The following is a 12850-nucleotide window of genomic DNA, read 5'->3' as shown; positions in this document are numbered from 1 at the left end:
TGGAAAACTAAAAATAGAACCAGGAAAAAACCAAATGAGAAAGAAAAAAAAACCGTCCCAAAAACTTGTTTTGAGACAGCCTCTTTTATTTTTTATTCAACGATGATATATTAAACTGAATTTAGGTATTTCACAGATTAAATATTCCTGTCTATTTTTCTTTATCGGTTCCAGAGGAATCATCATCAGGTGAAGAATGCCACTCTCCAACTTTTTGCACAGCATTCACGGGGCTATTAATCGTCTTCTTTAAATTCTTTTTTACTCCTGGAGTCAAAGTATTGCTGTCACTATACTTTATATCTTTCTTCTCGTTCAGCTTATTCTGCTCTATAAAATTTTTAATCGAGATACTATCAGCAATTACTTTGTCGGGAGATTCTGATTTTTCAATAGCTGGCCCGCCAGCTTCATAGTAAATTAGTATACTTGACTTTTTCATATCTCGGGCATCATCAAAATCATTATCAATAGGTGATGATTTTATCGCGTTATTTGCCTTTAGAGTTGCACAAATGACACTGATTAATATTACAATCAAAAATATGTATTTATGTAAACTAATTCGCATCGTTCAATTCCCAAATTTTATCCTAATCCAAGTATTAAAAGTATTCATTACTCATTCATATTCCTATGAGTAAAACCACCTATAAAATAAGAGAAGCTACCTACGTGATTTTCCCCATAGTGAAATTCAAGCCAACAAAACAACAGACATAATCAACTAAACAACAACACAATAACCACAGTAGAGACAGAAATCATGCACCATAAAATGTATATTCAACAACGTACATAATACTTACAAGGGTAAAAAGATTGTAGCATTTCTTTTTCGAATCATGAAGTAAATAAAATAAAAAAGAGACTGATACAAACCAGTCTCTTTAACTTTCAATATATAATGTAAAATTTTAAATCTCAATCAATTCATTTTTCAATGCATAAATAATAACTTCAACGATATTCTTTGAACCTGTTTTCTCCATTAAACTAGCACGATGTTTTTCTACAGTTCGATCAGAAATGCAAAGTTGATCAGCAATAATCTTAATAGGAAGTCCCTGACATGAAAGCTGCAATACCTCTTGTTCTCTTTTAGAAAATATGTCTACACTAATAGATTTTTCATTTGCAGACTTTTTTGAGGGCGTAATATTGAATACTTTCTTGAGTTTACTAGCCAAATTACCAGAAATATCAATCTTCTCTTCTGCTAAAATATTTATCAGCTTTTCATACTCTACACGATCAGTCTTCTTATATTGATCTTCCGGAGCTAACAGCCCAATAAGTAAAGTAAGTCCTTTATGCATTTGGCTCGTGGTAACATAAAGCTTATGCAACGAATGCTTCCCTTCAACCCCCTTAATATTGACATCTTCACCGAAGCTCTTCAACAATCCATTCGTACATTTCTGAATTTTACCTTGTACCTTATTAAATGAATCTTCGTCAACAAAATCTTTAAAGCTAATTTTCGTGATCTCATTTTGATCAATACCAGTCATTAAAGAAAATGCTTTATTAGCTTCATATATCGTTTCTCCATCAAATAAGAATATTCCACTCGGGGACAACTCCACCAGAGCTTTATAATCGTTTTTGCCAATATTTACTAGCTTTTCATACTTATCTAAACGAACCTGAATCGACTTTAACAAGTCTTCATTATTGAACGGTTTTACAATATAATCATCAACACCAAGATCCAAACCAAATCGGATATCTTCCAGATCCGATTTTCCTGTAATGAATATAAACGGAATTCGATTAGTTATCGAACTATCTCTCAAAATATTATACACCTGATAACCATCAATCGGGCTCATCTTAATATCACAAAGAATTAAATCTGGTGCATACTCATAAGCTTTCTGTATTCCTTCAGCTCCGGAATTTGCAATCTCGGCTTCAAAGTCATTGGTAAGTAGCACATTTCTTAAGGTTCTACTTAAACGTAGATCATCCTCAATAACCAATATTCTTTTACCACTCATCGTTGGGAATAATTAATTTAACAATTGTACCTTTACTTACTTCGCTCTCTATATTTATTTCTCCGCCTAAGCAATCTAGCGATTTTTTTGTAATTGACATACCTAAGCCTGTCCCCGAAATCATTTTTACATTATTTGCCCTAAAAAATGGGGTAAAAATCAAATCTATCTCATCTTCCGGTATACCAATTCCTTTATCTTCAACAGTAACCATCAATAATTTTCCATCAAACTTCACATCGATAATTACTTTATCTGGTGAAAACTTTAATGCATTGGAAATGACATTATGCATTGATCTGCTAAGCAACTCCTTGTCAACAATCATTTTTTTTGAAGCAAGATCCATCGTCAACAGTAAGCGATCATTTTCAAAATCCAGAAATGAAAATTCTTTCAATAGTTTTTTAAAATATTTTTTGATATTGAATTCTTCGGGAATGCGCTTTAATTCACCTTTGATAGAAACATTCAGAAAATATATATCGTCCAGAAACCGTGACATTGACTTAATAGCCTCATCACAAAGCATGAATGTTTCCGAACGTATCTCGTCGTCAATTTGTCCATTCGTACTTTTCAACAACTGTAGGTTTGAGCTAATAATAGAAAGTGGCGTCCTTAGTTCGTGTGAAATTGAACTAATAATTTGCTTACTACTATCCTCATTCATACTTTTTCGTGCACGACAATCTTCTCGATCACATATATCTGTCACTGCCTCTACCATATATTATATTCGCAATTTTAAGTTGATGAAGTTACAACCTTATGTACTAACAATCGTAATTAAATACCCTTTTTTTCATGAATACCCTACTTTTTTAGCTTAAAGTGCAGGTATCTCTACATGAACGAAATCAGGATCAAAAACATCAACGCTTAAATATCTCCATTATTTAGGTTTTTATCAAGTGCGAACTATCAAATTTAAAATATCTTTAATGATAAGAAAATATACAAACTTTGACATTTCGAACTTAAAGTTCGCCTTATTCTTTCTTCCAGAAGGAAAAATACATCGATATCTTTCTTTAATTATCAAGCAAACAAAGTATGCACATGTTAAGTTCTATTGTTTTTTTCCACAGGTGCATTTTATCAAATTATATTTTAATTTTTTGAGACAGCTGATAGAGAAGATGGAAATTAAAAAAGGAGAATAATTCGCCTTGAATTACTCTCCTCCAAAAAATAGAAGTATTTTATTACTTAGAAGCCTAAACTTTTAGGTAACCACATCGAAATTTCAGGAATATAAGTTACAAGCAACAGCACCACGACCATTGCTATAAACATTGGCAAAAGCGGTTTAATTACTTTATCGATACTTAATCCCGCTACGCTACAACCAATAAATAGCACCGAACCAACTGGTGGAGTACATAATCCCACACTAAGATTCAACACCATAATAATACCAAAATGAATAGGATCAACTCCCATTGCTGTGACAATTGGGAGAAAGATTGGTGTAAAAATTAGAACGGCTGGTGTCATATCCATGAAAACTCCCACAAATAGAAGTATCATATTTATAATCAACAAGATCAAGAATGGATTATTAGTAACTGAGAGTAGACCTTCGCTTACATTCTGTGGAATATTTTCATATGCCATAATCCACGAAAGGCCTAAACATGTTGCTACAAGCAACATTACAACACCTGTTGTTTTCACTGAATGGAGAAAAATACCAGGTAGATCTTTGATTTTAATTTGTCGATAAATGAATGAAAGCACCAATGCATAAAGAACCGCAATTGCAGATGCCTCAGTAGCTGTAAAAAATCCTGCAACAATTCCTCCAATTACGATAACAAGCATAAGCAAACTAGGAATTGCATCCAGGAATTTCTTGGTACCAACCATGGCTTTTTCCCTGTTCCTAATTGTTTTAACAACCGCCCATGCAGCAAATAAAGCTAAAAACACATATAGAAAAATACGATTCAATCCTGCTGAAAAAGTAGTTCTGGAAAACGAAACTCCCTTATAGATTAATAAAAGTCCAATGGCAATTAATGCTACCACTCCCAAGGCTTTAAAAGCAGCTTTTGTACCTTTTCTTTTATAAATGAGCATGGTAATTGCGGTTATAATTATCCCCAATCCAGTAAGGATTCCGGGAAGGTACCCAGCTAAAAAGAGCGCTGTAATGGAAACTCCTCCACTTGCCAATGAATAAACAATAAGAACATTACTCGGAGGGATAGACAACCCTGTTGTTGCTGACGTGATATTTACTGCTGCACTAAAATTATCCGGATATCCTTCTTTTTTCATTTCAGGCTGCATAATACTTCCAATTGCAGATGCTGACGCAGCAGCTGAACCCGAAATAGCACCAAACAGCATATTTGCAAGTACATTGACCATTGCAACTCCTCCAGGAATACCACCAACAAGTATACGGGCAAAATCAATTAGCCGAATTGCAATACCACCACTATTCATTATGTTTCCTGCCAATATAAAAAACGGGATAGCAAGAAGAGCAAAACTATCAAGGCCAGTTGCCATTCGCTGGGAAAAAGTAGTAAATGCAGGAATCAAGTCAATACTAACAATCATTGTAAGAATCCCGGAAATACCAATACTAAATGCAATTGGAACACCAATTACAAGAAGAGCTATAAAACTGAAAACGAGTACAAAAATTTCAAAAAACTCCATGTTGATTAATTTTTCCGGTAGGCATTTACCAAGTTATACATATTATCAATATCAAAATAGGTAATAAGAATTCCGCTGATCGGCAGAACGAGATAAACTACGCCAAGAGGCATTCCCAACGCAGCTGATTTTACTGAAAGATAGAAACGGGTATAAACCAGCCAACTGCCGCCTATCAGCATCACAACAATGGCAAACAGCACAACCACAATACTTATTATCATTTCCAACCGAAACTTTCTCTTTGGAGAACTGCGTTGAATAAGAAGATCTATAGCCAAATGTTCACGCTTTCCTGCCACATAGGCAGCGCCTAGAAGACCTACCCAAATCAACAGATATCCGGCCAATTCATCAGTGTAGCTACTGGGGGAGTTTAATATGTACCTGCTGGCTACCTGCCAGAGAACATCCAATACCAGGACACTCAAAAGAAAAACAAGTACCCATTCCAATGCTTTATCAATGGTTTTCCTTATGCTCATAATTTCTGATTTATTTAACGGCCTGAATCCGTATTATATAGGAATATATAACTTCATTATCTCTGTAACTTTCGAGAAGTGGTTGAACCATTTCAATAAATGGTTCTTTATCCGGGTAAATGACTTCAACACCTGCCTTTTGTACTTCATCCAATGATCTTTTCTCAGAATCAGCCCAAAGTTTTCGCTCTAATACAGCCGATTCATCAGCAGCTTGTTGTAACCATTTTCTCTCCTGTTCGCTTAATTTATCCCAGATAATTTTACTTACAACCAGCACATCTGGAATCGTCGTATGTTCATCTAAAGAATAATACTTACATACTTCATAATGACGTGATGTATAAAGACTAGGTGGATTATTTTCCGCTCCGTCCACTACTCCACTTTGTAAAGCTGTGTACAATTCGCCCCATGAAATTGGTGTTGCCGAACCACCAAGAGCCCGAACCATTTCAACAGCAGTAATACTGCGCATAACCCGAATTTTTAAACCCGCTAAATCAGCCGGAGCATGAATGGGTTTGTCTATTGTATAAAAACTGCGCGAGCCTGCATCGTAATACGTTAAACCGCGAATCCACTTGTCCTCGGTACTTAATAATAAGTCCTTTCCAATTTCACCATCCATTATTTTAAAGGAATGTTCTTTGGACTTAAAAATATACGGCAAGCCAAATACTTTATATGCATCTGTAAAGCTTTCCATAACTGCTGCTGAAACTTTTGTAATCGCCAGACTCCCAATCTGAACAAGTTCAACACATTGCTGTTCAGATCCTAATTGTTCTGCAGGATAGACCTCAATGGTCATTTTACCATTTGACAACTCGCCACAACGTTGAGCCATAAATTCCATCGCCTTATGGACTGGATGGTCAGTGGGGAGTCCATGTGCAAGTTTTAGCTCTGTTTTATCAGAAACACTACTGCAGGATACCAATGTGAAAAGCAAAATTCCTCCTAGAAAATAAATTATTCGATTGTATTTCATCCGACTGTGGTTGGTTAGTTTTTATATTTCTGTATTATTTGGAGAGCATCTTTACATTTTTCAGTAATGTAATTAAAATCTTTATTCGCTAATACTTCCTTTGGGAAAAGCTGTGATCCCATTCCCACACAGTGAACTCCAGCCTTTATCCATTTACTAAGGTTTTCCTCGTCAGGAGACACACCTCCAGTTGGCATAATACTCGCATAAGGCATTGGCCCCAATACTCCTTTCACAAACTCGGGACCTCCAACCGAAGCTCCAGGGAAAATCTTTACAACCTCGCAGCCAAGTTCATGAGCTCTGCCAATTTCTGTAACAGAACCACATCCGGGGCTCCAGGCAATTTTGCGTTTATTACAAACCTTTGCCATTCCCTCATCTATAAGCGGTGAAACAATAAAGTTTGCGCCTAATGCGATGTACATCGATGTTGTTCCCTCATCAATAATGGAACCAACTCCCATAATCATGTCCGGGCATTCTTTTGCCACCCACTGATTCAATTCAGCAAAAACCAAGGTAGCAAAATCACCACGATTTGTAAATTCAAATACACGGATACCACCTAAATAACAAGCTTTTACTACATTTTTGCAAAGTTCTACATCTGCATGATAAAAAACAGGGACAATACCGGTTTGCTTCATTGTCTCTGCTACTTGTATTCTTGTAAAACGAGCCATATCTTCTTAATTTCTATTATTTTAATCAACTATCGAGCGACCCTGCCAGACGCATCACCCCCCATTAGCTTCTCAACTTCTTCAACAGTTACCTGGTTAAAATCGCCATAAATGGTATGCTTAAGACAAGACGCAGCCACTGCAAAATTTAAAGCTTTCTGATCATCATCAGGCCATGTCAAGAGACCGTATATTAAACCACCCATAAAAGAGTCACCACCACCAACACGATCAACAATATGCGTAATCTGATATTGAGGAGATTCAAATAGCTTCTCGCCATTCCAAAGCACTCCTGCCCAACTGTTATGATTTGCATTTACAGAACCGCGTAAAGTAGTAATTACTTTTTTACATCTCGGGAAACGTGCTATAATTTGCTTTGAAACAGATTCATAAGCAGCACCTTCCACATGGCCACCAGTAACATCAACACCTTCCGGATAAATATCCAAAACCATAGCTGCATCTTCTTCATTGCCTAGAATAACATCAGTTCCAGCAACTAACTCGGGCATCACCTCCCCTGCCGTTTTACCATATTTCCAAAGGTTTTTACGGTAATTCAAATCACATGAAACAGTTATTCCTTTTTCATTTGCCTTCTTAATTGCCTCCAAGCAAACATCAGCGGCGCCTTGCGAAATTGCCGGTGTAATTCCTGTCCAGTGAAACCATTCTGCACCTTCAAAAACTGTGTCCCAATCAATCATTCCAGATTCAATTTCTGAAACGGATGAATGTGCCCGATCATAGACAACCTTACTTCCACGACTAACGGCACCAGTTTCAAGAAAGTAAATTCCTAAACGATCTCCACCGTAAACGATATTATTTACACCTACGCCATATTTTTTCAAATCCATTATACAAGCACGAGCAATATCATTTTTAGGCAGCCGGGTTACAAAATCAACATTCATTCCATAATTGGCCAACGAAACTGCGACATTAGCTTCACCTCCACCAAATGTGGCTGTTAAACTATCAGTTTGATTAAACCGCAAATATCCAGGTGTTGCCAATCGCAACATAATTTCTCCAAACGTTACAACTTTTTTATTCATTATTTTTCAATTTTCACTCAACTGTGCAATCGATTGCAATAATACGAATCCTTTAATTATTAGCCAACTCTAAATTCATTTTATTTGCAAATCACTGATTGAATTTCACTAAAAATTAAAATACTCTTTGGCATTGTTAAAACAGATATTTTCAACCATCTCACCTAACAGATTCATATCATTCGGTATTTCGCCATTTTCCACATCGTTTCCTATCAAATTACACAAAGTTCTTCTGAAATATTCATGACGTGTATAAGATAAAAAGCTACGTGAATCTGTTAACATCCCAATAAATCGGCTTAACAATCCCAGGTTGGAAAGTGCATTCATTTGCTTTTCCATACCATCTTTTTGATCAAGAAACCACCAACCAGAACCAAATTGCATTTTACCAGGAACTGAGCCATCTTGAAAATTGCCTAGCATAGTTGCATAAATTTCATTGTCTGACGGGTTAATATTATACAGGATGGTTTTTGCCAGCTTATTCTCCAGATCAAGACGATCCAGAAACTTAGCTAATGGCTGCGCAATTGGGAAATCACCAATTGAATCAAATCCAGTATCCGGACCAAGCTTAGAAAACAGCCTTGTACTGTTGTTACGTATGACTCCAAAATGATATTGCTGCGTCCATCCTTTTGCATGATCCATGATTCCAAATTCATATAACATGCATGACCTAAACTTGAGTATTTCTTTCTCTGTCAAACCATTCATTTCCCGAACTTTATCAAAGATTGAATTGATTTCGGTCATAGTGTAATCTTCTGCGTAAGCAGTTTCCAATCCGTGGTCAGATAATCTACAGCCATTATCATGAAAAAACTGATGACGCTTTTCAATTGCAACCATAAGGGCATCAAAGCTGTCAATTTCCACATTGCTAACGTTTGCCAACTGGTCAATGTAGTCGTTCCAGAACTCAGGTCGATCAACCATTGTTGCTTTATCTGGTCGCCATGCTGGTAGAACATTCACTTCAAATCCATCTGCTTTAATTGCCTGATGATACTCAAGCGAATCAATCGGATCGTCAGTTGTGCAAATAGTATGCACATTAGCCATTCGAATAATATTCCTACAAGAATATTCCTTCGTATTCAATTTAGCATTGCATTCATCCCATATTTCTTTTGCAGTTTCAGGACATAGCAACTTATCGATTCCAAAGAATTTTTTCAACTCGAGATGCGTCCAATGATAAAGTGGATTTCGTATTGCACCAGGAACAGTTTCAGCCCATTTCTCAAACTTTTCCCAATCACTGGCGTCGCCTGTGCAAAATTGTTCTTCTACACCATTCGTGCGCATAGCACGCCATTTATAATGATCGCCCGCCAACCAAATCTGAGCTAAATTCTCGAATTGTTTGTCTTCCGCTATTTCTTTAGGTGAGAGGTGACAGTGATAATCAAAAATGGGCATTTTTGCCGCATGTTCGTGATATAATTTCTGAGCGGTTTCTGTTTGCAACAGAAAATTCTCGTCCATAAATTTTTTCATTTTCATCAGGTTTTTGGTCGGTTTATTAATCTAATTTAAATAAACGTTTCAGGTGTCTATCGTATATATTTTCTTCGACACACCTACCAACCGTTTCAGCATTTTTCTCAAGCAAATCAGAATAACGTTCACCCATTTCAGCCGCCACTTTGTACCCTACATGAATTAACTGGCGAAAGTTCAAATTATAGTCAGGGTGTCCGGGAATATGGCGTAAAGCATCAGCAAATTTTTCAGATGTCCAACCAAGTACTTCTTCAGCTGTAGGAAGCATTGATTCATCGATATCAATCACATCAGCATAAGGCCCGCACAATTCATCCTTGCGTTCAAGGGCACTGGTGTATATTTCTTTGGCTGCAACCAGCGCTTCACCTCCCGAGACTGCCAATCCAATAACTTCTTCTAACCAGGTAGTTCCGGCCGTTTTAACATGCAAACCTTTATTATATTTTTTAATGACATCAGCCATAATTGGATAAATTGAGAATTTATCACTGCCAGAGTGTACACTTAATTTCAAGTCGGCAGGCAAACCGAATTCTTTTACAGCATAATCTATGACCAAAACATCTTGTTCAAATTCCTTTGCAAATTGGTCCAAATCACCCACATAATCCACCCCTTTATTAAAACGTCCGGTAAATTTTGGAGCAATAGTCTGCGCCGGAATTTTTTCATCAGCGATCATTTTCAGGATGAAAAACATATCCACAGGTGTTTGAGGAGATTCAACCTCATCCATCGAAACTTCAGTAATATAATTTCCTTCACCTTTCACGGCAAGAATATGCCGATAAATTTTACCGGCCTCTCTAACTGCAGCCAAATATTTTCCAGCCACCGAATCCAGCAATTCATCAGTAATCTTAATGGTCTCATCTATTCCTGGAATCGACACCTCTGTTCCTAATGAAACACATGAATTTTTAAACTTTACAACTTCTGCCTCATCGGAAACATTCCCAGTATAATCTGCAACATCCAGCGTGAAAAAATCAGAATATTGGATAAAACGATCCACATTCGATAAATTAATATGATCTGCATCCACACAATAGAACCCAGTCCAGCCAAGCGATTTGACTGCTTCATCTGCTTCTTTTCGTGTTCCCACAGGTTCGGAATGAACGATATTATGCTCCCTGTTTGATTTATTCCAAACAGGAGTTATTTCCACCCCACGAGCGTGGGCTTTCATTAATGCCCGCAACTGGGCTTGACCTTCATGATTAAAACGATCTCCTACTCCAAAACTGTATTTCCCAAGTATCATCTTCCTGATTATTATATTATTTTTCTTTACGTGTTAGTCTTCCGTGTGCGAACACGAAAGTAGACCAAATAATCATAGATTCCAATACGTATAGAACTAAAAGTTTGAAAAAATGTTATAAAAAACATTTCACCGTGTTCGCACACGAGTTTACTAATAATTTTTATAGATTTGTTCTGATTTGAATTGTAAAATTAAATAAAATCAATTATCAAACCACTAAAAAGAATACGAATTAAAGACATTGCCGAGAAAGCTAAAGTTTCTATTGGCACTGTCGACAGGGTAATCCATAACCGTGGGGAGGTCTCTCCTGCCACAAAAGAACTGATCCTCAAGATCATCAAAGAAATGGATTACCAACCCAATATAATTGCGAGTACTTTAGCTTCTAAAAAAGTATATCGTTTTGCAATCTTTATTCCTGAACCGATAAGCGAAGAAGCCTATTGGAATAAACCATTGGTAGGAATAAAAAGGGCATTTCAGGAAATTCAGCAATATGGGGTGGAGATAAGCACATACCAGTTTAAACAAAATGATCCATCATCATATAGTACTACTTCAAAAATGATCATGGAGAATAAACCTGACGGAGTGGTTCTGGCTCCCTTTTTCTCCAGAGAATCAGGAGAGTTTATTCAACAGCTTCAGAATCAAAAAATACCTTTCGTTTTTATTGACTCTAACTTTCCTGATTGTGATAAAATTAGTTTCATTGGCCAAAACTCCTATCAAAGTGGAGCGCTTGCGGCCAAACTATTCAATTTCTCATTACCGGAAAAAGCTTCAATTCTGGTCATTCATTTTGCAAAAGAGATGGATAACCAAAATCACCTGGTTCAACGAGAGAAAGGGTTTTACAAATATTTCAAAGATAATGATCCTAAAGAATATAAATCTCTGATAACCCTTGAAATCACGAATCCTACAGATAAAAGTTATTATAAAGAACTTGACAATGCTTTTAAAAAGAATACCGATCTGAAAGGTGTGTTCGTTACAAACTCACAAGGATATCGCGTTGCTCAATACCTTAATGAACGTAAAATTGAAGGTATTCGGCTTATTGGTCATGATTTAATCAAAGAGAATATCCAATTCGTTAAAAATGAAACCATCGATTTTTTAATTTGTCAGCGACCTGAAGAACAAGGATTCAATGCTGTAAATACACTTTTCCAGCATATCATTCTAAAAAAGGAAGTTCAGAAAGAGAAATTTACTTCGATTGATATTGTAACCAAGGAAAACATTGACTACTACAAAGAATTTAATTAAACGACCTATGAAACCAATCAGTTTTAGTGATTTAGAAAATAAAGTTTGTGTCATCACCGGAGGAGCTGGTGTTATCGGAGTAGAGATGGTAAAAGCAATGGCTTCAGTTGGTGTCAAAATAGCTATTGTAGATATTAATAAGGATGTTGCGATGAAAGTTGCAGCTGAATTATCAAAAGAATCGGGTTCTATCGTTATTGGAGTTGAAGCCAATGTATTAGATAAATCATCATTGGAAAATGCCAAAACAATCATCAATGAGCAGCTCGGAGATATTGATATGCTGATCAACGGAGCTGGAGGTAATCATCCAACGGCAACCACAAAGGTGGAACAAATGGATGAAAGTAGCATTGATAACCTGGAAGACACTTTCTATGGGCTTGAGATGGATGGTTTCGATAAAGTTTTTGCATTGAACTTTAAAGGAACCCTGCTTCCAACGATGGTTTTCACAAAAGACATGCTTAAAAATAAAAAAGGAGCCGTTCTCAATATCTCCAGTATGAATTCTTACAAACCATTGACTAAGATTCCTGCCTATTCTGCTGCAAAAGCTTCAGTTAACAATTTTACGGAATGGATTGCGGTGCACCTTGCAAAGGTTGGAATACGCGTAAATGCTATTGCTCCTGGATTCTTTATTACCAATCAAAATCGTTTTCTGGTAATGGATGAAAAAACTGGAAACTTCTCCCCTCGCGGACAGAAAATTGTTGATAATACCCCTATGGGTAAGTTTGGCGAGCCAGAAGATTTACAAGGAACTACTTTGTTTCTATTATCTGATATTTCAAGTTTCATTACAGGGATTGTGATTCCTGTTGATGGTGGATATAGCGCTTTTGGCGGAGTGTAACTTCTATGGGTACG

The 12850-nt window shown here is 36.5% G+C and carries 12 protein-coding genes; 2 read left to right on the top strand and 10 right to left on the bottom strand.

What is annotated here, in order from left to right:
• Positions 1-151: 151 nt before the first annotated feature.
• From ACUNWD_RS15395 to ACUNWD_RS15350, 10 genes are all read right to left on the bottom strand, one after another.
• Complete coding sequence (locus ACUNWD_RS15395; protein ID WP_445588724.1) at positions 152-541, bottom strand: hypothetical protein; 390 nt, start codon at positions 539-541, stop codon at positions 152-154.
• 376 nt (positions 542-917) lie between these two features.
• The gene (locus ACUNWD_RS15390; RefSeq protein ID WP_445588723.1) at positions 918-2003 is read right to left on the bottom strand and encodes a response regulator; all 1086 of its coding nucleotides are present in this window, start codon (positions 2001-2003) and stop codon (positions 918-920) included.
• Positions 1993-2733 carry a sensor histidine kinase gene (locus ACUNWD_RS15385; protein WP_445588722.1) on the bottom strand — a complete coding sequence of 247 codons (741 nt, stop codon included), beginning with the start codon at positions 2731-2733 and terminating at the stop codon, positions 1993-1995. Before ACUNWD_RS15385 ends, ACUNWD_RS15390 begins: the two co-directional genes overlap by 11 nt.
• Positions 2734-3215: 482 nt before the next feature.
• Positions 3216-4679 (bottom strand): TRAP transporter large permease, encoded by a 1464-nt coding sequence (locus ACUNWD_RS15380; RefSeq protein WP_445588721.1) that lies wholly within the window; start codon positions 4677-4679, stop codon positions 3216-3218.
• Positions 4680-4684: 5 nt separating this feature from the next.
• Positions 4685-5164, bottom strand: coding sequence for a TRAP transporter small permease (locus ACUNWD_RS15375; protein ID WP_445588720.1), 480 nt, complete (start codon positions 5162-5164; stop codon positions 4685-4687).
• 10 nt (positions 5165-5174) lie between these two features.
• Complete coding sequence (locus tag ACUNWD_RS15370; protein ID WP_445588719.1) at positions 5175-6158, bottom strand: TRAP transporter substrate-binding protein; 984 nt, start codon at positions 6156-6158, stop codon at positions 5175-5177.
• Positions 6159-6172: 14 nt separating this feature from the next.
• Entirely contained in the window at positions 6173-6844 is a 672-nt protein-coding gene (locus ACUNWD_RS15365; RefSeq protein ID WP_445588718.1) for a bifunctional 4-hydroxy-2-oxoglutarate aldolase/2-dehydro-3-deoxy-phosphogluconate aldolase, read from the bottom strand.
• 29 nt (positions 6845-6873) lie between these two features.
• Positions 6874-7911: a PfkB family carbohydrate kinase gene (locus ACUNWD_RS15360; protein ID WP_445588717.1), complete on the bottom strand. Its 1038-nt coding sequence runs from the start codon at positions 7909-7911 to the stop codon at positions 6874-6876.
• A gap of 108 nt (positions 7912-8019) precedes the next feature.
• Complete coding sequence (uxaC, locus tag ACUNWD_RS15355) at positions 8020-9420, bottom strand: glucuronate isomerase (RefSeq protein ID WP_445588716.1); 1401 nt, start codon at positions 9418-9420, stop codon at positions 8020-8022.
• Positions 9421-9445: 25 nt separating this feature from the next.
• Entirely contained in the window at positions 9446-10696 is a 1251-nt protein-coding gene (locus ACUNWD_RS15350; RefSeq protein WP_445588715.1) for a tagaturonate epimerase family protein, read from the bottom strand.
• Between the two features lie 198 nt (positions 10697-10894).
• Here ACUNWD_RS15350 and ACUNWD_RS15345 point away from each other — a divergent pair, with 198 nt between their 5' ends.
• Together ACUNWD_RS15345 and ACUNWD_RS15340 are read left to right on the top strand one after the other, a co-directional pair.
• Positions 10895-11977: a substrate-binding domain-containing protein gene (locus ACUNWD_RS15345; RefSeq protein WP_445588725.1), complete on the top strand. Its 1083-nt coding sequence runs from the start codon at positions 10895-10897 to the stop codon at positions 11975-11977.
• Between the two features lie 7 nt (positions 11978-11984).
• On the top strand, positions 11985-12836 hold the full coding sequence (locus ACUNWD_RS15340) for an SDR family oxidoreductase (protein ID WP_445588714.1): 852 nt from the start codon (positions 11985-11987) through the stop codon (positions 12834-12836).
• Positions 12837-12850 lie beyond the last annotated feature (14 nt).

This window comes from Sunxiuqinia sp. A32 (assembly GCF_052690465.1).
This window is presented reverse-complemented; position numbering and strand designations above follow the sequence as displayed.